Here is a 24,849-nt window from a genome sequence, read left to right as displayed (position 1 = left end):
TGAATACATTAACCAATCAAAGCATCTTATAGCTCTTTTATAGTTTCTCGAACAAAACAATGGAAATCTTCCAAATCCCCATAAAATAGGATAACTACTATGAAATCCCTGATTGACTATTTTGATATTGCTTCCTCTAAAGTGCAATCACTTGTACAAGAATCTCTTCACAATGCTGATGATGGTGAGCTTTATCTTGAGTATACAGAAAGTGAAGCTCTTTTATTTGATAATGGGCAACTTAAAAATGGCTCTTTTCATCAAGATATGGGATTTGGTCTACGCGTTGTTGCTGGAGAGGCTACTGGATATGCTCATTCTAGTGAATTATCAGCTGCAGCGCTCAAACGTGCTAGTGAAGCGGCTAGAGCTGTTACCTATCATAATCATGTAGGACCTTATAGTGCCGCACCTCAACAAACAAACAAGAGACTCTATCAACCATGTAACCCTCTTGATACTCCATCATTTGAAGAAAAAAGTATGCTTTTGCAAAAAATTGATGCTTATTTACGTGAAAAAAATGATAAATTGCATCAAGTGACTGTTTCTCTTTCCGGTTCACTCCAGCATGTTGAAATCTTACGTGCCGACGGCTGTCTTGTCCGTGATATTCGCCCTCTTGTGCGACTTTCTATATCCGTGGTTGCTGCCGAGGGTGATCGACGTGAAAATGGTTTCTATGGATGTGGTGGTAGGCAAGCATTTAGCCAATTCATTCGTGAAGAAAATTGGAAAAAAGCTGCTGATGAAGCTTTGCGTATGGCTTTAATAAACCTAGAAGCAGAACCAGCACCAGCAGGAACATTTGATGTTGTCCTAGCCAATGGGTGGCCCGGCGTTATGCTTCATGAAGCCGTAGGTCATGGATTGGAAGGGGATTTTAACCGCAAAAAAACTTCTGCTTTTGCTGGACTTCTAGGCAAACAAATTGCAGCAAAAGGTGTGACAGTCGTTGATGATGGTACAATTCCAGAATGCCGTGGTTCACTTACTGTTGATGACGAAGGCACACCATCAGGATATAACGTTCTTATTGAAGATGGTAAACTCATTGGATTTATGCAAGATAGACTAAATGCTCGACTTATGGGGGTTAATCCAACTGGAAATGGACGGCGTGAATCCTATGCACATGCACCAATGCCACGGATGACAAATACAATCATGCTAGGAGGAGATAAAACACCTGAAGAAATTCTACTCTCACTAAAAAATGGTATCTATGCTGTTTCATTTGGCGGAGGACAGGTTGATATCACTTCTGGAAAATTCGTCTTTGAATGTACTGAAGCCTACCGAGTAGAAAATGGCAAAATTGTAGCACCAATCAAAGGTGCAACCCTTATTGGAAATGGACCAGAAGCCATGAAACGTATTACAATGATTGGAAATGATAGCAAACTTGATAATGGTATCGGTATGTGCGGAAAAGCAGGACAAAATGTCCCTGTTGGTGTTGGACAACCTCATCTGCGAATCAATAATATGACAATTGGTGGAACAGCACTTTCATAAAACTAGATTTTATGCAGCTCTAATCCAGAGGGTAATTGGAGTATAGCTGAACAACTCTGTAAAAGAAGAAGTCTTTTATCTAATTGCCAGAAGATATGTCTGAAATGATTAGTTTTTATTGGAGAAACCTTTGATAGGATGGCGTTCTTTATAAAGGTATTTGCCACTATTCTCAGTGCTTTTTTGTTTGTGTGGGAAAAGGACGACAGTGCAATTTTGCTTCCTCATCTCTTCTCTTCGCGCATCTAAACATAACCTCGCATAGCAATAGCTTGTTGTGTATTTTTTATCCCTCGCAGCAAGCTGAGATGTTTGGAATATAACAACTCCCGTTCTTCGGATGATAAAAAAAACGTAAAGGCCGCTCCTAAGGAGCATTCACCGCAGCATGACTCTTTGTGGTAAATCTTCTTGTTTGTCTTCCCAGAGCTTCTTTTTTTGCTGAGCGCATCTATACGCTTGGCACAAGAAAAAAACAAAACAAAGGTGTATCAATCTTTATAACCTCACCCATAACGCATAGTTCTTAGCAAACTCTTCCAAACTCAAGGACAGATCCCTTTTTGGCACTAGGATTTTCAAGGTTTAAAGATGCTAAATCACTCGCCTAAGATAAAAGAAAAAACTCTCACTATTTTAAAGCATCATGAACGCTTTTAACAAAACGCAAAAGGTAAGATCTTGAAACCGTCACGCACATTCCAGAAACTGATCCCTTAATGAAGGTTAACTCTTTTTCCCAATTCCTGCACTTGATATCATCCCCCTCCCTAGTAATAATACTTCTTATAAATGAAAGTTACCACTTCTCCCCCTTTATCAAAGCTTATTGGGATACAGAATCTCATCAAATGTCCTTCATTCAAATAATTTTTGCTATCCTTCAAACAAGCTAAAGTTTCCAACTTATAGTCGCCTTACGCTTACTCAAAACAGCAACAATTTCAACATGCGGTGACCATAAAAATTGATCAATCGGTATGATTTGTTCTATTGTATAACCACCTGTAACAAGAAGAGATAAATCACGAGCAAACGTAACAGGATTACACGAAATTGCTATCACACGTGGGATCGTCGCCTTCGCTAATTCACGCACCTGTTTTTGTGCACCAGCGCGTGGAGGGTCAAAAACAACGCACTCAAAACACTCAAGTTCCTTTGCAGAAAGTGGACGACGAAAGAGATCACGTTTTTCACAAGTCACTGTCTTTAAACCGATCGCAAAGCGTGCTGCCCGATCTAAATTTGCTAACGCTTCTCCATCATTTTCTACCGCATGAACATTCACCTTCTTCGCCATACGCAACGCAAATGTTCCCACTCCAGAAAACAAATCAACGGCATTTTTTGCTTTTTTTAAATGAGCTAAAATAATATTGCCCATAATATTTTCTGCTTCAACAGTCGCTTGCAGAAAACCTCCAGAGGGAAGTTCAACACGAACATCGCCAAAATAAATCAATGGTTTTTCTCGTTCAACAAAAACCTCACCCTCAACAGACAGACGGGTAATTCCACACAAAAGGGCTGCACGCACCATTTTCTGACGAACATGCTCATCGCGTATAACACAACCGCTTAAAGCAATATCTAAGCCGTTTTCAACAGACGTTATCGTTATATGAAACCGTTTGGCATGATTGCTTACAAGAGCACAAAGTGACCTGATATCATCTAGTTTAGATATAATCTCAAAACGTGTTACTGGGCATTCTTCAACCGCTATAACCTCATGGGACAAATAACGATTAAAACCAACAATATGACCATTCTGGGTCGCAAGCGCTGTTAAAGTGATTCGCCGACGAGAGTGATATCCACATTCAATTAAAGGAGAAACAAAGACATCAATGCCATGACTTTTGAGCGCATCAACAACTAATCGCCGCTTCCAAGAACGGTAAGCATCAGCACTCCAATGCTGAAGAAGACATCCTCCACAATTCTCAAAATGTTGGCAAATAGCTTCAATGCGTTCTGGTGATTTTTCTTCTAACGTAATAAGCTTTGCATATTTCCCACAAAGAGCAATTGTAGCAACCTCTTTTGGTAAAGTAAAAGGAACATAGATAGAACCGTGTGGTGTATTGGAAACACCATGACCATTCGCGCCAATATGGTCGATGATAACACCATTAATCATTCTTTTTTTCTCCAAATAGCAAGTATTCTACATTGCCATCACCACCTGCAATAGGTGAGAGAAGCAAACCTTTCGCTGTCCATCCCCTTTGAGTGTTGAGCCAATCAAAAAGTCTTTCAGCAGTTTGTTTTGCTATTGATAGATCTCTTAATACCCCGCCCTTACCAAGAGCTTCTCGACCAATTTCAAATTGTGGCTTTACCAATAAAATTGCTTGAGCTCCCCTCCTAGCTAGAGACAAAACGGGTGGCAACGCAAGTTTGAGAGAAATAAAACTAACATCCGATACTATAAGATCAATTTCTCGACCGTCTAAATGTTTCTGTTTCAAATTTCTAACATTCAAGCCCTCCAATAAAGTTATCGCACTGTTGCCAGATAACCGTGAATCCAATTGATTATGGCCAACATCAACAGCAATAACATGCGCTGCTCCGCGCTCTAAAAGAACTTGCGTAAAACCACCTGTCGATGCACCAATATCAATGGCAGTCACTTTATCCGTTACAATTGGAAATGCATCAAGTGCACTGATCAATTTTAACGCCGCACGTGAAACATACTTCTGTGCAGGATCGCAAACTACAATGTCTGCGCTATCAGAAATAATTTGTCCAGCTTTTGAAATTATTTCGCCATCAACCTTAACGGTTTGACGCATAATGGCATCACGTGCCCGTGAACGTGTCGTAAAAAAGTTTTTTTCAACTAAAAAAACATCAAGCCTTTTTTTGATGGACATCTCATACTCGAACTTTCTGCACTGTCCGAATTTTGCGTCCTAAAGCAGTAAAGACAGTGTTGATAATACCTATAGCATCAAGTCCGATACGCGAAAGCACTGTCTTTGGTGAACCGTGATTCAAATAAGCATCAGGAAGTTTTAATGTGCGAACTTTTAAACCATGCTCCAAAAGTCCTTCTTGCGCCAAAAATTGTAATAAGTGCGCTCCAAAGCCACCCATCGCGCCTTCTTCAATTGTCACCAAGACTTCATGCTCACGTGCCAAACGACGCATCAAATCCTTATCTAAAGGTTTTGCAAACCGTGCATCCGCAACCGTTGTCGATAACCCCTCTGCGCCCAACTCATCAGCAGCCATCAGGACTTCTGGCATTCGCGTTCCAAAACAAACCAGAGCAATCCTGTTTCCCTCACGTAAAATACGCCCTTTTCCAATCTCTAGTAACTCACCGCGCTGTGGTAAATCCATACCAATACCTTCACCACGCGGATAACGAAAAGAAAGTGGCCCCTGATCATACGCCGCAGCGGTACGGACCATATGCATAAGCTCGACTTCATCAGAAGGCGCCATAACAACAAAGTCAGGAAGAGTGGTCAAAAAAACAATATCAAAACTGCCAGCGTGCGTCGCACCATCTGCACCTACAAAACCTGCTCGATCAATCGCAAAACGCACCGGTAATTTTTGAATCGATACATCGTGAATAATCTGATCATACGCGCGCTGCAAAAAAGTAGAATAAATCGCAACAAAAGGTTTGTAACCTTCACAAGCAATGCCAGCAGCAAAAGTTACTGCATGCTGCTCCGCAATACCAACATCAAACATTCTTTCAGGGAATTTTTCAGCGAAAGAATCAAGACCCGTTCCTGTTGGCATTGCCGCCGTTATACCAACAATCTTATCATCATGACTGGCTTCCTCCATTAAAGCTTTAGAAAACACCTTGGTATAGGAAAGAGCATTGCTTTGTGTCTTAATCTGTTTCCCTGTAACAACATTAAAACGATTCACTCCATGATATTTATCAGATGATGCTTCCGCAGGTGCATACCCCTTGCCCTTATGGGTTACGACATGCACCAAAACAGGACCATCAGGATATTCACGAACATTTTTTAAAACAGGCAATAAGTGCTTTAAATTGTGGCCATCTATTGGTCCAACATAGTAAAAGCCAAGCTCATCAAATAAAGTTCCTCCAACCAAAAAACCACGCGCAAATTCTTCTGAACGACGTGCTTTATCTAAAAAGAACTTTGGCAATTTCTCGCTTAGTATCTTTACCCGTTCACGCAAATTGCGGTATGATGGGCGGGAAACAAGCCGCGCAAGATGAGCGCTCATAGCACCAGTAGGGGGTGCAATAGACATATCATTATCGTTGAGGATAACAATCAAACGCGCATCCAAAGCGCCGGCATTATTCATCGCTTCATAAGCCATACCAGCAGACATAGCGCCATCACCAATGACAGAAATAATATTCCGTCTCGTCTCCGCCTTCAAAGCACTAGCCACCGCCATACCAAGACCAGCTGAGATAGACGTAGAAGAATGGCCCGCCCCGAACGGATCGTACACACTTTCTGAACGCTTGGTAAAACCTGACAATCCGCCTTCTTGACGCAATGTGCGAATTTTCTCTCTACGCCCCGTCAAAATTTTATGAGGATAAGTTTGATGACCAACATCCCAAATAATCCTATCAACAGGCGTATTAAAAACATAATGCAACGCAACAGTGAGTTCAACAACCCCAAGCCCCGCACCAAGATGACCACCTGTTACCGAAACCGCATCAATTGTTTCAGCCCGCAATTCATCAGCCAACCTTACCAAATCAGACTCCGGCAATGCCCGCAAATCCTCTGGCAAACGAATACAATCAAGTAGCGGCGTTAATGGCCTAGACAAAAAAAACTCCTTATATTTATTTGATCAAAAAAATGAAAAGATAAGCGCACATTTTTCTCTATTTCGTTTATAGTGTGTCGTATTTTATACTGGTATACTTTACCTATTTAAGCTTATCTACAAGCTTTTCTTGTTTCTAGCTCATTACATAAAAAGCAATTAATAAAATCTGTTCTCCATAAATGAAGTCGCTTTGCCTTTTGCGACACAACAAACACAGAAAAATTACTGAACTTTATTCAGGATCAAGTGGCTCTACACCTTTTGGAGAGCCTCCTTCTGAAAGCTGAATTTTCTCAACTTTAGCTTCAGCTACTTTCAAGAGCTTTTCGCAATGCTTTTTCAGAGCCTCACCACGCTCATAAATGTCAATTGATTGTTCTAAAGGAACATCGCCGCGTTCTAAATTCTCAACAATCACTTCAAGCTGCTTAAGTGCTTCCTCAAAACTTAACGCCGTAATATCCCCCTTTTTTATCTCTTGTTCCATGCGATCCTCACAAGATATCTGTTCTAGATATACGAATTCCAAAACCTTCTAAACCTACATAATGGCGCTCTTTAGAAGCATAAACAATAACAGAACTGATTCCTAAATGTTTCAAAATTTGTGACCCTAAACCAATTTGGCGCCATTCTTCTTCACGTTCAATCGCCTGCACATGGTTTTCTGAAGCTTTTTTTGCCATTTCCTCAAAGCCAATAGCTGTTTTTTGACCAACACCAACCGATCCTTCACGCAAATAAACAAAAACACCACGTTTTTCTTTTTCCATCATACGCCGCATGATAGCGGTAACATCTGATGATTGACCAAAAACATCACTCATAATGTTTTCACGATGCAACCGCACAGGAATATCCTCACCATCACGAATATCACCAAAAACGATTGCAACATGCTGAACTGCTTCCCAAGGCAGTTGATAACTCTGGACAATAGCAGGTCCTACTGGTGTTTCAATATGCATTTCTCCAACATGCCTGATCAACATTTCCTTACGTTGACGATAAGCGATTAAATCGGCAACTGTTATCATATGCAACCGATTATCTTGTGCAAATTTTGTAACTTCATCTCCGTGTTTAACGCTGCCATCATCATTGACCAACTCACCAATAACACCAACTGGCGGCAAACCAGCTAATTTACATAAATCAACAGCCGCCTCCGTATGACCTGAACGCATAAGAACCCCCCCTTCATGCGCAATCAAAGGAAAAATATGTCCTGGACGGACAAAATCGTGAGCACCAGCATTTGGATTAGCAAGATTACGAACTGCCAATGTACGGTCGTGTGCGGAAATACCCGTCGTTATCCCATGTTTAAAATCCACAGTAACAGTAAATTGGGTCCGGTGCGCTGAATTATTATCTGGCACCATAGGAGCAAGATGAAACCGTTGCGCTTCTTCTTTTGGCATAGGTGCACAAACAATGCCCGTTGTGTGACGAATGATAAATGCCATCTTTTCTTCTGTACAATGGACAGCAGCAAGAGTTAAATCACCCTCGTTTTCACGTCCATCATCATCCGTAACTACAACAATCTCACCGCGTTCAAAAGCCCGAAGCGCAGAAACAATTTTTTTTTGATCATAAGTCATCACTTACCTTTCAAATCAACCAACCTGACCGCGATGCCTTAAATAATGATCAGCAATAGCACAAGCGACCATCGCCTCACCAACAGGAACAGCGCGAATCCCAACACACGGATCATGGCGTCCTTTCGTTGCAACATCTACATTGTTACCATCAACATCAATCGAACGACGGGGAATCAAAATTGATGCTGCCGGCTTCACAGCAAAACGTGCAACTATTGGCTGTCCACTCGATATTCCACCTAAAATACCACCAGCATGATTGGATAAAAAAAATGGTCTTCCATCACTTCCCATTCGCATTTCATCTGCATTTTCTTCTCCCAATAGGCGAGCTGCTGCAAAACCATCACCAATTTCAACCCCTTTAACCGCATTAATTGACATGAGTAATGATGCAATATCCTGGTCAAGTTTTGCGTAAATAGGTGCTCCTAACCCTGCCGGAACATTCTCCGCAACAATCTCAACAAGAGCACCAACAGATGAACCATCTTTACGTAGTTTATTGATATAATCACTAAAAATGGGCACCATCTCTGCATCAGGTGTAAAAAAAGGATTTTTATCAACCTCTGACCAATCCCAACGATCGCGATTAATATTATGAGGACCAATCGCTATCACAGCTCCCCGTACAATCAGACTAGGAACAATTTTACGCGCAAGAGCACCTGCCGCAACACGTGCTGCCGTCTCACGCGCTGAAGAACGTCCTCCACCTCGAAAATCACGAATGCCATATTTAATATCATAAGTATAATCCGCATGACTTGGACGATACTGACGGACAATTGAGCCATAATCTTTCGAACGTTGATCTGTGTTTCGAATAAACAGAGAAATTGGCGTACCTGTTGTCACCAATGTCGTCCCATCGTCTTGAACAACAACTCCTGAAAGGACCTCTACTTTATCTGATTCTCGGCGCTGCGTTGTATATTTGGATTGTCCCGGTCTGCGTTTATCAAGATAAGATTGAACCTCTGACAGGGTGAAAACAATCCCCGGAGGACAACCATCAATAACACAGCCAAGAGCAACACCATGACTTTCTCCCCATGTTGTTACACGAAACAAATGCCCAAATGTATTATGCGACATGAAAAATGACTCGTTTCTTTGTCAAATATACACCACTCTAGCGCATGTCGAACTGTGTACAAACAGCCCTCAAAATAATACTACGCTCCTATGCCACTCATTGGGCATTTTAAATTCAGACAAATCACTGTTGTTAAAGTAAAAAGCCTTATAAACCAAATTCATTCTTTAACGACAGAAATGTCCGGTGCATCAACAGCTTTCATACCTATAACGTTATAACCTGAATCCACGTGATGTACTTCACCGGTAACAGAACGAGACAAATCGGAAAGAAAGTAAAGAGCAGAATCACCCACCTCTTCAATTGTTACCGTACGACGTAAGGGAGCATTATATTCATTCCATTTTAAAATATAACGGAAATCACCAATACCAGAAGCAGCTAGCGTTTTGATTGGCCCAGCAGAGATCGCATTAACACGAATACGCTTAGGACCTAAATCCACTGCTAAATATTTCACACTTGCTTCAAGAGCCGCTTTAGCAACTCCCATCACATTATAATTGGGAACAACCTTTTCTGCACCATAATAGGTCAATGTTAAAATTGAGCCGCCATCTGGCATTAACTTTTCTGCACGCTTCGTTAAAGCCGTTAAGGAATAAACGGAAATATTCATGGTCATCATAAAATTCGATTCGCTAATATCAACATAACGACCGCTTAACTCGTCCTTATCAGAAAAACCAATAGCATGAACTAAAAAATCCAGTTTGCCCCATTTATTCTCTATTGTTCTAAAGACTGCATCAATAGATGCACTATCAGAAACATCACAATGACCGCAAACAAATCCCTTTACTTCCTCTGCCAAAGGCTCAACACGCTTTTTCATCGCCTCACCTTGATAGGTAAAAGCAAGCTCTGCCCCTGCGCTACTCGCCGCTTTAGCTATCCCCCAAGCGATAGAGCGATTATTGGCCAATCCCAAAATTAAACCACGCTTGCCGTACAATAAACCATTACCATTAGCCATAAGCACTGCCCCGTTGCTACTTTAAAATTAATATTATTTATCTGCCTATGGCATAGGTCAACTTTTTCTTCAAGTAATTGGTTTAAAATCAAACGAAAACTATGCATTTATATAATTCAAATGTTAACTTTTTTGCATTTGCAAAAACTGTTCTAATGCAGCATCACCACCTTCCGGCAACATGACACGAACATGCACATAAAGATCATCCCTTTTGCCGTTTTTTAAACGAAGTCCTTTCTCTTTCAACCGTAAAACACGATCAGAACTTGACCAAGCAGGAATAGTTAAAACCACACGCCCTTCTAAAGTCTCAACTTCTTCTTTTGCTCCTAAAACAGCATGTTTAAGGGGAACTGGTAAATCAAGATGGAGCGCCCTTCCTTCAAGCCGCAAACGAGGATGTTTTTGAATATGAATCGTTACCAACGCATCTCCTGCTTGCCCATAAGCCACCTCTTCTCCTTGGCCTTTTAAGCGAATGGTTTGCCCATCTTCAACATAGTCTGGAAGCTTAATTTTTAACTTTTTTCCATTAGGAAAAACAGCCTCTACCTTTTCTGCACCAACCATCTGTTCCAATGTTACCGCAAGATTAGCACGAACATGGGCCCCTTGTTGAGGTCGATTATAGTGCGCAGAATTTGAAAAGCTCCCTCTTCCCCCAAACAAATCACGAAAAATATCGCTCGCATCAAAACCCGCACCGCCGGAAGAACCAAAATCAAAACCCTTCGCTCCTCCTGAAAAAGGATTGTGTCTATTGCTAAAATTCTCACCAGCACCATAAGCTTGATAAAGCGGTTTTCCCTCCATATCAATTTCACCGCGGTCAAATTGTGCTTTTTTATCTTTATCACCTATAATTTCATAAGCTTGATTAATTTCAGAAAACTTTTCTTTCGCTTTTGCATCATCCATATTATGGTCTGGGTGATACTTTTTTGCTAATCTTCTGAATGCCGATTTAATTTCTTGCGGTTTTGCGGTACGTGCCACTCCCAGAATCGTGTAGGGATCACGCATATTGCCCTCTTTTCAATTGTTTTGTTCTCAAAATATCAACTGATATGTTGTTCAATATCCCTCACAGCCTCATCAGTCTATTCTAGAGAATGATTTTTCTCTGTTTCTTTGTTTATATGCCTATAAAGAAAATAAAATACCAGCTAAAATAGATATTTTTTTAATATAGCGCATTGTATTCAATGCTAAAGAAAAAAATAATTAAAACGCCATAAAAATACAAAACAGAATTGATTTTTTTTGAAAGAGAAAAAACAGCGCTTTACCTCTCGATAATAAAGTAAAGTAAATTAAACGAAAAAATGCCTCACTCGTGCTCACTAACATGCGGAGATACTATGAGCAACAAAACACAAACAGACAATGACTTCGACTTCATGCAAATGGAAAAACCTTTCGCACTCTTCGCAAAATGGCTTGAAGAGGCAACTGTGAGCGAAATAAATGATCCTAACGCTATGGCGTTGGCAACAGTCGATGAAACAGGCTTGCCTAATGTTCGTATGGTTCTTCTCAAAGACTACAGTCCTCAAGGCTTCGTCTTCTATACCAATTATGAAAGCCGAAAAGGACAAGAAATTTTGAAATCAATGAAAGCATCGTTAGGTTTTCATTGGAAATCGCTTCGCCGTCAAGTCAGAATTAGAGGAATTGTTGAAAAGATCACTCCTCAAGAAGCAGATGCGTATTTCCAATCGCGACCACGTGGCAGTCGAATTGGTGCATGGGCATCCAAACAATCTCAGCCATTAGAAAACCGGTTTGCCCTCGAAAAAGCAATTGCCAAATATACTGCTCATTATGCTGTAGGAAACATACCACGCCCATCTTATTGGTCTGGTTTTCGCGTTAAACCCCTTTCTATCGAATTCTGGCGCGATCGCCCGTTTCGTTTACATGACCGTCTACTCTTTACACGTAATTCTGTTGAAGATGTCGATTGGCAAAGACAACAGCTTTATCCCTAATCCTTCAGGCTTTAAAGAGCTTAAAATCTTTGTTTATATAAGGACTAAACAGCTATTCGCAAAACTAAGAGTGGATTGTTGATTTCAATTTAAATCCGATAATCGCATTTTCACTATAAAACTTAGTTGACGAATGATTTTTTACCTCCTTTACGGCTTGAAGAGAGATTACAGTTACAAGCCTATCCAAATAAAACGCTGTTTTTAATAGAAATTCCGTAAGGTGATCAGCGCTGTTAAACGGTACTTAAAAAGGTAAGATGATCCTGCATACTCTGAAATACGGAAAAAAAGAGCTCCAAGGCTGAAATAAAAAATTCAAAATCAATGATAACACCCTGAGGTTTTCATTTCCTTCACTTTCAAACATCATATAACATATGATTTATGTTTTAAGTTTTTATTGTTAAACCGTAGGGTAAAGTATCATCCAGATACCACCGCATACCAAACCAGCAAAAATCACAAAGCCAATAAACGAATTAGATTTAAAAAGCTTTAGGCATTGTGAACTGTCGTCTATATCAATGACTTTAATTTGAACGAACATATGAATGCTTGCCACAAAAAGTCCAAGAAAACTAAGAATGGGAACTTGTGCCAAATAAAATGCTAAGCTGACGAGAACCAAAAAACCACTATACAAAAATACCAAAGCACGTTTGGTGCCTTTACCAAAGAGAAGTGCCGTAGAAAGTACGCCAACAGTCGCATCATCCTCCTTATCTTGATGCGCGTAAATTGTATCATACCCTATTGTCCACAAGATTGATCCCACATAAAGTAAGATAGGTGCCCACCCCAAACTCCCACACACAACTGCCCACCCCATTAATGCCCCCCAATTAAATGCAATACCTAAAAAAAATTGCGGCCAATATGTTATGCGTTTCATAAATGGATAAAGTGCAACCGCCACCAATGACGAGATACCTAGAAAAAAACTAAATCTATTAAATTGCGATAAAACCCCTAAACCAACCAAACATTGCACGAATATAAAAACTTTTGCCTGAAATCGACTTACATGGCCTGTTGGCAATGGGCGAGAACGTGTTCGCTCTACCTGAGAATCAATCTTATGGTCAATAAGATCGTTCCAAGTACACCCTGCACCCCGCATGGCTATGGAACCTAGAAAAAAAAGAAAGAGATACCAAAACCAATTCATTAACATTGATAAAAGAGGGTATCGATGCACTTCATAAGAAAGAAAAGCCATTGTTGTTGACCAGAAACAAGGCCACATCAATAACTGCCATCCGATAGGCCGATCCCAACGTGCCAATTGAGCATAAAACCACAAAGAAGGGGGCAGAAAATGATAGACCCATTGGTTGGAGGGGGCATCTATAACCCGTCCAGGACTCTCACAGGATTGAACATGTGTAATATTTTTACTTTTTTTCATCAAATAATTTTACCTTTAGTCTTGCGATAGAGGCATTTCATTCTTATGACAAGAAAACTTATTTAACCATATTCTGTGATAGGAGCAAGCAATGAACATCCTTCTTATCGGCTCAGGCGGACGAGAACATGCTTTAGCATGGAAAATAGCAGCATCACCACTGCTAACAAAATTATATTGTGCTCCTGGGAATCCTGCAACAGTGGAACTTGGTGAAAATATTGATTTAAATATTGATGATCATTCTCTTGTCATTGATTTTTGCAAAATGCATTCTATTGACCTTGTAATTGTTGGACCAGAAGCACCACTGGTTGCAGGCATAACAGACTCCCTTAATCGCGCTAATATCTGTGTATTTGGACCTACTCAAAAAGCTGCACAGCTAGAAGGTTCAAAATCATTTACAAAAGATTTATGCCGTAAGAATAATATTCCTACAGGAACTTACCAATGCTTTAATGACGCGTCAAAAGCTAAAGCCTACATTCGTCAACAAGGTATCCCCATTGTCATTAAAGCCGATGGCTTAGCTGCTGGTAAAGGTGTTGTTGTTGCAATGACAATGGAAGAGGCATTTAACGCAGTTGATGCCTGTTTCAAAAGTGCCTTTGGCGATGCAGGAGAAAAAATTGTTATAGAATCCTTTCTTGTCGGTGAAGAAGCAAGCTTCTTCTGTCTTTGTGATGGTAAAATTGCTCTTCCCTTTGGATCTGCTCAAGATCATAAACGTGTTGGTGATGGTGATACGGGAGCTAATACCGGCGGCATGGGCGCTTATTCACCAGCTCCCATCATGACCCAAGAAATGATTCATCGTACCCTTAAAGAAATTGTTGAACCAACTTTACGCAGTATGAATAAAATGGGCGCTCCCTTTAAAGGCATTCTCTTTGTCGGATTGATGATAACGCAAAGGGGACCTGAATTAATTGAATTTAATGTACGATTCGGTGATCCAGAATGTCAGGTTTTAATGATGCGCCTACAAGATGATATTCTTCCGCTCCTTCTTGCTGCTGCTCAAGGAAACCTTGAAAATAAACCCCTTCAGTGGACTGAAAAAACTGCTTTAACCGTTGTTATGGCTGCTAATGGTTACCCAGACTCTCCTCAAAAAGGTACTGTTATTCGTAATGTTGATAAAGTAAACGCTCTTCCTGACGTAAAGGTTTTTCAAGCTGGTACAGCATTACGCAATGGAGAACTCATTGCTAATGGTGGACGTGTTTTAAATATAACAGCAATAGGAGAAACCATTATCCAAGCGCAAAAACGCGCTTATGAAGCTGTTGATTGTATTGATTGGCCAGAAGGTTTTGTTCGCCGCGATATCGGTTGGCGGGCCATCGCGCGAGAAAGCTAAATTCTTTGAAGACTCTTTTTCATGATTTGCTAATTTCACTTGATAGCATGATGCACAAGTTTGCTAACTGTTCTGTGTTGCTCATCCTATTGAAAAATATTGAATTTTCCTTTGAATGATAAACCAATTATAAAGTTGAGATATTCATACAATAAAAAAAATTGCCTAACTATGAAATTGTGAGCCCAACCTCTTAATCATCATCCCTTGCCATGTTTGTTTAAGATCCATTTGCTCATTATTTTTTACAAAAAACCCTTCGCTTATTAAGCTTGAAACAAACAGCATATATTATCATTGCCTTTGTATAGAGAAAGCCATGAAATTTCTTACTTAAAACATCCCTACCAATATTTTAAGTACGCCACAAAATCAAAACCTACATTCGTCAATAAAGTATTCCTATTGTTCTTAAAAGCTATGATTTAACTTCCGGAAAGAAGCTTAATACCGTCGATACCTACTGCTACAAACATTTGTTTTAAACAAAGCTCCCCTTTAAAGTTAATATATAATATAAATGTCGAATATTGCGAAAATAAATACATCTAGCGGCACAATAGAAAAATGAATGCGCATCAATGCTGCTGTAGTGCAGTACGATTCGCGATCATTAAATGCACCCCCAAGGGATTGCTATAACGAAGTAAAAAGCGTTTTTGCTTAGAATGCAATGTTGGACAAAAAAAATGTCGTAAATCAGAGCGATCTTTAACAACCATAATGCTATTATCTTCATTGATCATAAGCATAGGGAGATCATAAGTATCCGCCCATAATCGCCAATCCAGAAGAACATTATTCAAATCTCTAGAAACTAAAAGCGGAATACAAGCCTCTTCATCTGTATGAAGCAACTCTAATGCAACAGCTCTTTCTCCTGAGCGCGTTTTTACTGTACGTGCTGCAATTCCTCTGAAATGGTAAGCTGGTATTAAACGGGATAAGTTTGAGGAAGAATCAGTTTTTAAAAAAACCCCGCGCTCACTCAACAAACAAATTATTTTATTGCCCGTTTTCAATGAAAAATATGTCGTTGTTTGTGGCAAATGGCACGGATCTAACCGAAATTCAAGCCCCGCTTTCGCCTGATTAAAGCATTGATTAGCCATATTAAAGTGTCCCAATTGATTTCAATAATATACACCCTCTAACAGCTTTTCCCCACCGGATTGTTAAAAGATTAAATAAAAAACAACTGATTTCTTTTTTGGTTATTGAAATCTAAACAAAAACACATGACAAAGTTTATCACTTTTGAATTATAATATTTTTCTAGGATTCATAATCCCTAAAGGGTCAAGCATTTCCTTAATTTTCTGCATAATGTCCAGTGCAACAGGTGATTTGAAAGTGCGAAGTTCCTCACGTTTAAGCTGACCAATTCCATGTTCAGCAGAAAATGTACCCTGATAATGCATTGCTAAACTATGAATCCGGTGATTCATTTTTGACCATAATTGCAAAAATACTGCGGGTTCAGCCCCAATAGGCTGCGTAATATTGTAATGAAGATTCCCATCCCCTAGGTGGCCAAAACAAACCACCCGCGCACCTGGAGCAATCTCTTCAACAATAAGAGCCGCCTCAGAAATAAAATCAGGAATGGTCGCAATAGGCAGCGCAATGTCATGCTTAATAGACCCTCCTGCTAACTTTTGTGCATATGATATACTTTCACGTAATTGCCAAAAAAAAGCTTGCTGCTTTAACGATTGTGCAATAATCGCATCTTCTATTACAGTATTCTTTAAAGCTTCTTCTAAAATAGTACTGAGTACTGATAGTGCTTCACCATCACCCTGCAATGATGAAATATTAATCAATACATACCATTCATGCTCATATTCAAAAGGAGACTTCTCGCACTTCTTATAGCCTAAAGCCATCTGCAAGCTGCATTTTCCCATGAGTTCAAAACCCGTCAACATCTCCCCACCATGACATTGCGCAAGAGATAAAAATTCAACAGCTTTAGCGGGACTACATAAACCGATCAAAGCAACTGCTTTTCCTTTAGGTTTTGGAAAAAGCTTTAAAACTGCTGCTGTTATAACGCCTAAAGTACCTTCTGCACCAATAAAAAGGTTTTTTAAATCATAACCGCTATTGTCTTTCTTTACAAAACGCAAATCATCCAAAATACGGCCATCAGGCAAAACAACTTCCAAACCAAGACAAAGTTCACGCATATTACCATAAGCTAAAACAGCTGTCCCTCCAGCGTTAGATGAAAGGTTCCCTCCTATCTGACAGGAACCTTCCGAAGCCAAAGAAAGAGGGAAAAAACGCCCCGATTCATCTGCTTTTTTCTGTAAGTCCTGTAAAATAACACCAGCTTCCACAACAACAAAATTACCCGCAAGATTAAGACTTCTAATCTTATTTAACCGTTCCATAGATAAAAGGACACCGCACCCACTTTCGTCTGGCTGTTGACCACCCACAAGACCTGTATTTCCACCTTGAGGTACAATCGGCGTGCGCGTTTGGCTAGCCAACTGCATAATTGATGAAACCTCTGCGCAAGAAGATGGACGTAAAAGCAACGGTGTTTTGCCATGAAAAAGTCCTCGTTCTTCAAGCAAATACGGTGCAATCAATGTCTGATCTGTTATAGCATGCGCCGCTCCAACAATTTTTCTAAAGCTCTCAATTAACTCCTGCTCCATCTTCATTCCTCCTTTGGAGCTGCAGCACGTATTAAACGATCATTAATAGCCTCACCTAATCCGTATGACGGAATAGGTTCTACTGCAATACATCTCACCTTGAGTGAATCTAATTGCTCCATGTATTGAAATAAATGAGAAGCAGCCTCTTCCAACTCCCCTCTTTCGCTGAGATTTAAAACAGAAACAGCATTTTCAATATGTGCAATGCGTTTAGGTCCAAATGCTAAAAGTGCTTCATCACTTTCTACCCCTTGTGCATTCAAACGTACCGCAGCATTGGGTGCATAATGCGATTTTAACATACCTGGTGCCTCAATCGCAGCCCGTTGATCTATCCGTTTCAGTGACTTGCCTGCAATTTCTTCAATTTTTTCAGCTGCAAGCCCTCCGGGGCGCAAAAGATAAATACTGTCACCACAAACCTTAATAATCGTTGATTCAAGCCCTATTTTAGAAGGTCCTCCGTCAAGTATCAAAGGAACAGATGCCCCTAAAGATGCAAAAACAGCTTCAGCTGAAGTAGGACTAAGGCGCCCTGATTGATTCGCACTCGGAGCAGCTAAAGGTCGACCAAAATGCTGTACAATTTCTACAAAACAACTATCTGGAAAACGAACAGCTAATGTACTCAAACCAGAAGTGGTTAAAGGATGAATATCATGATGCGCCTTTAAAGGTAGAACTAATGTCAAGGGACCTGGCCAAAATGCTTCCATCAATCGACGCGAGAGAGAATCTATTTTTACGTAGCGTTCCGCCATTTTGATACTGCTTACGTGGGCTATAAGAGGATTAAATTGCGGCCTCTTCTTTATAGAAAAAATAGAAGCGACTGTCTTCCCATTGGTTGCATCACCAGCCAATCCGTAAACAGTTTCTGTCGGTAGTGCTACTAACCTGCCCTGTTCAAGAAGTGCAACAGCCTCTTTTATCGAAGCGCTGTTGAGAGGCAAAATCGTCATGAGATATCATTCCTATAGCGCCCTTTGAGTGATATTATACTCTTTTTCATTCATATATCCTATTGATTTTATATGATTTTTAAGGTGCAGGGCTCGTAAATAAAGGTTAGGGAATAGGATTTTCCAACATGTCTCTACAAAACATATCTTGTTCTGCCTACTTCCTCCACTAATTTTTTGAATTCTGATAAGTCCTCTTGCGAAAAACTATTGTTGAAACTCTTGACTTCAGTTGAATGTGTAGTGCATTGCAGTACAGTTAAATAGGAGATTTAGCAATGGGAAAAATTCAAGCCCGCATACCTGATGAAATTCAAGAAATTGCAAGTGCAGTTATTAAGTCCACGGGCTTGACTGTATCGGATGCAGTACGCATGTTTATGACCCGCATTGCTAGAGATCGAGCATTACCACTTGATTTATTCCAACCAAATCCAGAAACATTACAAGCGATTGAGGATGCCGAAATAGGCTGCATGGAACGTACGTCATTAAGCGGCTTACGGACCATGATTCGCCAAGATAGAAACGAAATGCGTAAGTCCGAAAAGCGAACCTAAGCTTGCTATGAGAGAAATTGTTTATACGCGTTCATTCCGCCACGACCTTAAGCGCGAAAGCAGAAGAAGATTCGCTTCTTGTAGTCAAAGCGTTAACAGAGAATAAACCGCTAAAGGCACATTGGAAAGATCATGCACTAACAGATCAATGGCGCAATTGTTGTGATTGTCATATCAAGCCAGATTTAGTCTTAACTATCGAAAGCCAGATACCAAAACACTAGAGCTCTTATCACTTGGTTCCCATTCTGAATTACGCTTATGACTGAAACCACAGTCTATGGAAAAAAAGTTTTTACGAAGCATCTTCTTCAATATGACAATTTTTCAATTCTTTGAGGGGTGCAAAACTATAACGATGTAATCCCACAACTGGTCCATATTTATTAAGAGCTACACGATGCGCTAGTGTTGCATAACCGACATGCTTTTCTAAACCATAAGCTTTATAAACTTGCCCCGCGCATTCCATCATTCGATCCCGTGTTACTTTGGCAACAATGGATGCTGCCGCAATTGAAACCGAACGCTGATCGCCTTTAATCAAAGCAGTTGCCGGACACGGCAACTGGAAAGGAATATCGCGTCCATCAATGAGTGCATAGTTGGCTGGAATTGCTAGTCCTGTAACACAGCGGCACATTGCTTCTAAAGTTGCTTTTCTAATATCAGACTGATCAATCGTACGGGCACAAAGACTAGAAATCGAGACCGCTAACGCACTTTGCAAAATTTTATAATAAAGTTCATTGCGTCGTTTGACAGAAAGTTTCTTTGAATCATTCAATCCATCTGGAATATGGTCTTTATCTAAAATGACTGCTGCGGTTACTACAGGCCCAGCGAGAGGACCACGTCCAACTTCATCAACACCCGCTACATGAAAAAAACCCTGTTTCTGCAAATCTAATTCGCACAAAAAGTTTGGCTTCAGCGGTAAATTAAACATGTTTGATAAGTTGCATACAATGAGACATAACCTATTTTTGCACCATCGCTCGTTTTCTGCAAGCCTTACAGCAAAAATAGCACATCCAATATACTCCTCGCCTCATAGAAATGCAAAAAAAGAAAAAATTAAATTTATGAGCTAACCACCCCCCCTTACCGCTTCGCCTCCATGTAAACCTGAAAAATAAATTCTATAAATTATCCAGCTGTTACATGCGACACCATCGTTACTAAGCACACCCTTATTTTATATCATCTACTTTAAAGCGTTCCTAAAGTTATGATAGGTTTAACAAACCATTTTGGATGCATCGATTTGATAAAAAAAGCTGCCTTTTGAGCTGCTTGCTGATCTCTAAAAATACCAAAGCAAGTTGCACCAGTTCCAGACATGCGAGAAAAAAGAGCGCCACTCTTCTCTAATATAGATAACACTTCAGCTAATTGAGGTGCAAGTTTTAAGGCAGGAGCAAAAAGGTCGTTACGCGTTTTTTGTAAAGCTTCAACCAATGAATAAACTGTCTTCAGAGCCACTGGATCAATTTGCAAGGGAGGATAATCATACCTCTCTAAAGCCTTAAAAACTGTTTCCGTTGCAATCTGTTGGCCATGATTTACTAACACCATTGCGAGAGAACAGGTCTCTTTTAGTTGTATAATATCTTGGCCAATTCCTTTCACAAAAAGCGGCTGCTGATATTCTAATGCAAAAAGACACATTGGAACATCAGCACCAAGTACTAAGCCCATTTCCGCTAATTTTTCACAAGAGCAATCAAGATTCCACTGTTGACGCAATATGCTTAAAACACCAGCAGCATTACCTGAGCCACCTCCAATCCCCGAAGCAACCGGCAGCGTTTTAAAAAGTTGAAAAAAAGCAGGTTTAGCACTTTCAGGAAACGTCTCACGCATAAAATCACGTGCGCGAACAACCAAATTGTTTGAATCAGAAACAAACCTATCTGCAAACGGACCCGTTAAAACAAAGTGATCACTTTCATACGGTGCATAGCTTAGACAATCCCCACTGAGACTAAAATAAACCAAACTTTCTATTAAATGATAGCCATCAGCCCGCTTACCCACAACATGCAAAGCTAAATTCAACTTAATCGGCGTAAATATACAAGAAAGCTCTTTGAACAACGCTTATACACCTGATATCATTTGGCGTAATATTTACCTGTACAGGGATCTTTTACCAATGTACCACTTTTGCCTATATTCGGCTTAACTTCTGCACGATAAATACTCTGTAATGTCCTTTGCAATCGTTTCCTAAACAAACAATAAACAAGAAAAGCTATCATACTCAATAAACTGAGTGCAATTATTCGTATCATTTCAAGTTTTTTCCTTCTAAGAACCGTTTTTAGGTAAAATTATCCATTGTATTCAGCATTTATTAAACTACACTTTCCATTACAGACCATAACGCTGCCAAAGCATCCGCTCTTGTGCTACCGTAAACGCACTGTCAACTGCTGTAGAAATCGCATGTGCGGTAACTCCTGAAGGAGTTTTAGGTCCTAACAGACTTTTTGGAGGTGTAATGAGTCGAAGTTTCGCATCATCCCCAAACCGCTCTTTAATAACAGAGCGCACATCATTCAATCCATCAATCAAGCCAAGTTCAACGCTTTTCTTTCCACTCCAAAACATTCCTGTAAAAATATCTGGATCATTTGATAATTTCGCTGCACGCCGTTCCTTAACCAAATCAATAAAAGTTTGGTGAACTTCGAGTTGGAGAGATTTTAAATGCTCAATATCTGCCTTTTTTTCTGACTGAAATGGATCCAATGTAACCTTGTTCTTTCCTGCTGTATAAACGCGACGCTCCACACCAATTTTCTTCAAAAGCTCAGGAAAACCAAAGGAAGCCGAAACAACCCCAATAGAACCCACAATCGAAGAAGGATCAGCAAAAATTTCATCCCCTGCACAAGCAATCATATAGCCGCCTGATGCTGCTACATCTTCAATAAATACGAGAACTTGTTTATTTTTTTCCTCTGCTAAATCACGAATACGTTTGAAAATAAGGCGTGATTGTACAGGCGAACCACCAGGAGAATTAATGATAAGTGCAATAGCTGGTGCTTTTTTGTACGCAAAAGCCTTGTCTAAGAGATTCGCACATCTACCTAGTGAAAGCGTACGTGACATCAATGTAGTTGAATCCATAATCGCCCCATGAAGACGCACCACAGGGATTTCAAGTTTATTAGAGCAAAAACGACGCGGAATAAGATTTTTAATAACTTCCATCAAAACAGAACTTCCTTATAAGCTAGGGAAAAAGGCAAGGTAATAAAAAAGGAAAAGCATAACTAAACACAAAAGTGCCTAAACAGCTCCAAAATGCAAACCAAAATCCCAATTCATCCAAAATTAAAATCTCCTTTAAAAAGTTAAAGGTTAAACCTAAATTTAAATAATAACTTGGAAAATACAAAATATCATTAAAAAAGTTCCCACAATATATCCATTAAAGCGACTGTACTATCAATGAAGTTGAATCCATAATCGCCCCATGAAGACGCACAACAAGTATTTCAAGTCTACTAGAACAAAAACAATGGGGAGCAAATTTCTTGATAGCATCAATCAAAATAGAATTTCCTTATGAGTTAAATAAGCAAGAACAACAAAAAGGAAAAACGCAATAATATCCCAAAGCACCAATTGCCCCCCACATTACAATGAGAAATAAAATTTCATACAAAGTGAAAGTCTCCCTAAAAAACAAAGCGTTTTTAAAACTTAAGCGATGAACTGGAAAACACAAGATATCATTTTAAAAATTCCCACAAACTTATACAGCCATTATTGATTGCATCAATAGGCGGTGAAAAAGCGTGGCTATCACCCTCATGCATAACCAAGGGCGGTAATACGGATAGAGCTGCTCTACTGCCTCGTTTTGCATAAAACAAAACACGAATGGCGGCTGTTGCAGTGCGCGCGTGAAGAGGAATTATACAGATATTCCCAAAACGCCCTTTTAAAGCATGCAAGATATCATTCAGTGATTGCGGACGTGCAATTAACCCTAAATATCCACCTGGCTTAACAATTGCTGCTGCACTCCGTAACCAATGATCAAACATCGCTTCAGGCATAACATGTGCCTCAAACTTTTGTTTATCAGGCGTCCTGCGATCTGCAGGATTGTTAAAAGGCGGATTCATAATCGCAAAATCAAAAGTATTATTCGTTAAACCTGCTTCTAAGCGTGCCTTACCTTTAAGGGTAACATCTGTTTCTAACAAACAAATTCGCTCAGATAATTTTTCATTTTGTTTTAGCATAAGCGTTTTTTGAGCGTAAGATGCCATAAAAGCCGAACGCTCAACCAATGTAACATGAACCTCTGAACAACGCGAAGCGACAGCCAAACCTGCAGCACCAGCACCAGCACCCAAATCAACAACCTTGCCCTTAAAATTATTGGGAACTAAACTAGCTAACAACATAGCGTCCATGCCAGAACGGTGACCACGTGAACGTGGTTGAACCAAATAAAACCTCCCACGATGAAACGCATCAATTGTTTCATCGCTATGATTCGTTGTTTTATTCATCTGCAAGCCCAATGTTCATCCTCATAACCTGCACCTTCACTTGTAAACTGTTCTCTAAACCTAGACTTTTTAAATTCCTCTTAAATTTCATAACAATGACATTGACCCAAACCTAAAAAATATTCCTTGCAAATATCATTCAAAACTTATGCTCTAAAGCGGTATCAAAAGCTTGTGTCAAAATAAAACCACCTTTATGCTAATGGACAAAATAAAGTTCCTCTACACCCATTGCAATACTCTAGGAGTAAATACATTGCGTGCTGCTAAAAAACCAGATCAGATAAAAAATAATCCAATGTCTCTCCAATCTCTCGTTAATCTTACCCAACATGATATGGAGCGCGTAAATCAATTTATCCTCTCTATGGCAAAATCAGAGGTTGAAATGATCCCTGAAATTTCTAACCATCTTATTTCATCAGGTGGAAAGAGATTACGCCCAATGATTACATTAGCTTCCGCTCATATGTTCGGTTATCAAAGCGATGGACATATAAAACTCGCAACAGCCGTTGAATTTATGCATACGGCAACCTTGTTACACGATGATGTGATTGATGAAAGTAGTTTACGACGCGGAAAATTTACAGCACGAATGATTTGGGGGAATCAAGCAAGTGTACTTGTTGGTGATTTTCTGTTGGGACAAGCTTTTAAAATGATGGTCGATGTCGGTTCCATAGAAGCACTCTCCGTCCTAGCAAACGCTGCTGCAATTATTGCTGAAGGAGAAGTTATGCAGCTTTCTGCCGCAAAAAATATAGAAACTAGTATTTCAGACTATCTCAAGGTCATCAACGCAAAAACGGCTGCACTGTTTTCAGCTGCCGCTGAAGTCGGACCAATTATTGCTGGCTATAAAGAGAAAGAGCGTTCCGCATTGCGCGAATACGGAACATTGCTAGGGTTAGCTTTCCAATTGATCGACGATGCACTTGACTATGGTGGTGCTGCTGAGAATTTGGGAAAAAATATAGGGGATGATTTCCGAGAAGGCAAAATCACAATGCCCGTTATCCTCGCATACGCACGTAGTAATACAGTAGAAAAAGCATTCTGGAAACAAGCTCTTGAAAACGGCAACAACAATGATGAAGCCTTCGCACACGCGCGACACTTAATAGAAAAATATGATAGCCTCGCAGATACAATAGAACAAGCACGCATTTATGGGAAGCGTGCAACCGACTCTCTTGCTTCAATGAACGAAAGTCCTGCTTACAATGCTCTCATTGAAACTGTTGATTTTTGTATTGCCCGCGTAAACTGATTATTTGCAAGAATCAAAATATTTTTCAACAAAGTCATCGGAT

At 40.0% G+C, this 24,849-nt stretch carries 22 protein-coding genes and 1 pseudogene; 6 read left to right on the top strand and 17 right to left on the bottom strand.

Annotation, left to right across the window (positions count from 1 at the left end):
• Positions 1-99: 99 nt before the first annotated feature.
• Positions 100-1,518 (top strand): metalloprotease TldD, encoded by a 1,419-nt coding sequence (gene tldD, locus ABD915_RS00275; protein ID WP_345113498.1) that lies wholly within the window; start codon positions 100-102, stop codon positions 1,516-1,518.
• Between the two features lie 892 nt (positions 1,519-2,410).
• Here the strand turns inward: tldD and ABD915_RS00270 are convergent.
• From ABD915_RS00270 to ABD915_RS00235, 8 genes are all read right to left on the bottom strand, one after another.
• A complete protein-coding gene (locus ABD915_RS00270) occupies positions 2,411-3,664 on the bottom strand; it encodes a class I SAM-dependent RNA methyltransferase (protein WP_345113495.1) in 1,254 nt (417 codons plus the stop codon).
• A complete protein-coding gene (locus tag ABD915_RS00265) occupies positions 3,657-4,406 on the bottom strand; it encodes a TlyA family RNA methyltransferase (RefSeq protein ID WP_345113492.1) in 750 nt (249 codons plus the stop codon). The genes ABD915_RS00270 and ABD915_RS00265 overlap by 8 nt, the downstream gene beginning before the upstream one ends.
• A 1-nt stretch (position 4,407) precedes the next feature.
• Positions 4,408-6,330, bottom strand: coding sequence for a 1-deoxy-D-xylulose-5-phosphate synthase (dxs, locus tag ABD915_RS00260; protein WP_345113489.1), 1,923 nt, complete (start codon positions 6,328-6,330; stop codon positions 4,408-4,410).
• Between the two features lie 235 nt (positions 6,331-6,565).
• On the bottom strand, positions 6,566-6,820 hold the full coding sequence (locus tag ABD915_RS00255; protein WP_345113486.1) for an exodeoxyribonuclease VII small subunit: 255 nt from the start codon (positions 6,818-6,820) through the stop codon (positions 6,566-6,568).
• A 7-nt stretch (positions 6,821-6,827) separates the two neighbouring features.
• Positions 6,828-7,940 carry a 3,4-dihydroxy-2-butanone-4-phosphate synthase gene (ribB, locus tag ABD915_RS00250; RefSeq protein WP_345113483.1) on the bottom strand — a complete coding sequence of 371 codons (1,113 nt, stop codon included), beginning with the start codon at positions 7,938-7,940 and terminating at the stop codon, positions 6,828-6,830.
• Positions 7,941-7,955: 15 nt separating this feature from the next.
• The gene (gene aroC, locus ABD915_RS00245) at positions 7,956-9,044 is read right to left on the bottom strand and encodes a chorismate synthase (protein ID WP_345113480.1); all 1,089 of its coding nucleotides are present in this window, start codon (positions 9,042-9,044) and stop codon (positions 7,956-7,958) included.
• Positions 9,045-9,205: 161 nt separating this feature from the next.
• Positions 9,206-10,024 (bottom strand): enoyl-ACP reductase FabI, encoded by an 819-nt coding sequence (gene fabI / locus ABD915_RS00240; protein ID WP_345113478.1) that lies wholly within the window; start codon positions 10,022-10,024, stop codon positions 9,206-9,208.
• 123 nt (positions 10,025-10,147) lie between these two features.
• The gene (locus tag ABD915_RS00235) at positions 10,148-11,050 is read right to left on the bottom strand and encodes a DnaJ C-terminal domain-containing protein (protein WP_345113475.1); all 903 of its coding nucleotides are present in this window, start codon (positions 11,048-11,050) and stop codon (positions 10,148-10,150) included.
• A 338-nt stretch (positions 11,051-11,388) separates the two neighbouring features.
• Here ABD915_RS00235 and pdxH point away from each other — a divergent pair, with 338 nt between their 5' ends.
• Complete coding sequence (gene pdxH, locus ABD915_RS00230) at positions 11,389-12,018, top strand: pyridoxamine 5'-phosphate oxidase (protein WP_345113472.1); 630 nt, start codon at positions 11,389-11,391, stop codon at positions 12,016-12,018.
• 406 nt (positions 12,019-12,424) lie between these two features.
• On the opposite strand, the gene ubiA is transcribed toward pdxH, so the two are convergent.
• The gene (gene ubiA, locus ABD915_RS00225; RefSeq protein WP_345113469.1) at positions 12,425-13,429 is read right to left on the bottom strand and encodes a 4-hydroxybenzoate octaprenyltransferase; all 1,005 of its coding nucleotides are present in this window, start codon (positions 13,427-13,429) and stop codon (positions 12,425-12,427) included.
• Positions 13,430-13,520: 91 nt separating this feature from the next.
• Here ubiA and purD point away from each other — a divergent pair, with 91 nt between their 5' ends.
• Complete coding sequence (gene purD, locus ABD915_RS00220) at positions 13,521-14,795, top strand: phosphoribosylamine--glycine ligase (RefSeq protein WP_345113466.1); 1,275 nt, start codon at positions 13,521-13,523, stop codon at positions 14,793-14,795.
• Between the two features lie 578 nt (positions 14,796-15,373).
• On the opposite strand, the gene ABD915_RS00215 is transcribed toward purD, so the two are convergent.
• The 3 genes from ABD915_RS00215 to ABD915_RS00205 form a co-directional block, all read right to left on the bottom strand.
• Positions 15,374-15,907, bottom strand: a complete 534-nt coding sequence (locus ABD915_RS00215) for a DUF6101 family protein (RefSeq protein WP_345113464.1) — start codon at positions 15,905-15,907, stop codon at positions 15,374-15,376.
• A 150-nt stretch (positions 15,908-16,057) separates the two neighbouring features.
• Positions 16,058-17,467 carry an FAD-binding oxidoreductase gene (locus tag ABD915_RS00210; protein WP_345113461.1) on the bottom strand — a complete coding sequence of 470 codons (1,410 nt, stop codon included), beginning with the start codon at positions 17,465-17,467 and terminating at the stop codon, positions 16,058-16,060.
• 2 nt (positions 17,468-17,469) lie between these two features.
• Positions 17,470-18,432 carry an L-threonylcarbamoyladenylate synthase gene (locus ABD915_RS00205; protein ID WP_345113458.1) on the bottom strand — a complete coding sequence of 321 codons (963 nt, stop codon included), beginning with the start codon at positions 18,430-18,432 and terminating at the stop codon, positions 17,470-17,472.
• Positions 18,433-18,710: 278 nt separating this feature from the next.
• Between ABD915_RS00205 and ABD915_RS00200 the strand changes: the two genes are divergently transcribed.
• The gene (locus ABD915_RS00200; RefSeq protein ID WP_345113456.1) at positions 18,711-18,992 is read left to right on the top strand and encodes a type II toxin-antitoxin system RelB/DinJ family antitoxin; all 282 of its coding nucleotides are present in this window, start codon (positions 18,711-18,713) and stop codon (positions 18,990-18,992) included.
• 7 nt (positions 18,993-18,999) lie between these two features.
• Positions 19,000-19,257 (top strand): annotated as a pseudogene (locus tag ABD915_RS00195) (type II toxin-antitoxin system YafQ family toxin).
• Positions 19,258-19,287: 30 nt separating this feature from the next.
• Here ABD915_RS00195 and ABD915_RS00190 read toward each other — a convergent pair.
• From ABD915_RS00190 to ABD915_RS00170, 5 genes are all read right to left on the bottom strand, one after another.
• Positions 19,288-19,941, bottom strand: a complete 654-nt coding sequence (locus ABD915_RS00190; RefSeq protein ID WP_345113453.1) for a ribonuclease HII — start codon at positions 19,939-19,941, stop codon at positions 19,288-19,290.
• A gap of 263 nt (positions 19,942-20,204) precedes the next feature.
• Entirely contained in the window at positions 20,205-21,092 is an 888-nt protein-coding gene (locus tag ABD915_RS00185; protein ID WP_345113450.1) for a 4-(cytidine 5'-diphospho)-2-C-methyl-D-erythritol kinase, read from the bottom strand.
• 276 nt (positions 21,093-21,368) lie between these two features.
• Complete coding sequence (locus ABD915_RS00180) at positions 21,369-22,217, bottom strand: S49 family peptidase (protein ID WP_345113926.1); 849 nt, start codon at positions 22,215-22,217, stop codon at positions 21,369-21,371.
• Positions 22,218-22,437: 220 nt separating this feature from the next.
• Positions 22,438-22,560 (bottom strand): hypothetical protein, encoded by a 123-nt coding sequence (locus ABD915_RS00175; RefSeq protein WP_345113447.1) that lies wholly within the window; start codon positions 22,558-22,560, stop codon positions 22,438-22,440.
• A 181-nt stretch (positions 22,561-22,741) separates the two neighbouring features.
• Positions 22,742-23,533: a tRNA1(Val) (adenine(37)-N6)-methyltransferase gene (locus tag ABD915_RS00170; RefSeq protein WP_345113444.1), complete on the bottom strand. Its 792-nt coding sequence runs from the start codon at positions 23,531-23,533 to the stop codon at positions 22,742-22,744.
• Between the two features lie 196 nt (positions 23,534-23,729).
• Between ABD915_RS00170 and ABD915_RS00165 the strand changes: the two genes are divergently transcribed.
• On the top strand, positions 23,730-24,806 hold the full coding sequence (locus ABD915_RS00165) for a polyprenyl synthetase family protein (RefSeq protein WP_345113442.1): 1,077 nt from the start codon (positions 23,730-23,732) through the stop codon (positions 24,804-24,806).
• Positions 24,807-24,849: the final 43 nt, after the last annotated feature.

It is taken from the genome of Bartonella jaculi (assembly GCF_039543045.1).
Lineage (GTDB): Bacteria > Pseudomonadota > Alphaproteobacteria > Rhizobiales > Rhizobiaceae > Bartonella > Bartonella jaculi.
This window is presented reverse-complemented; position numbering and strand designations above follow the sequence as displayed.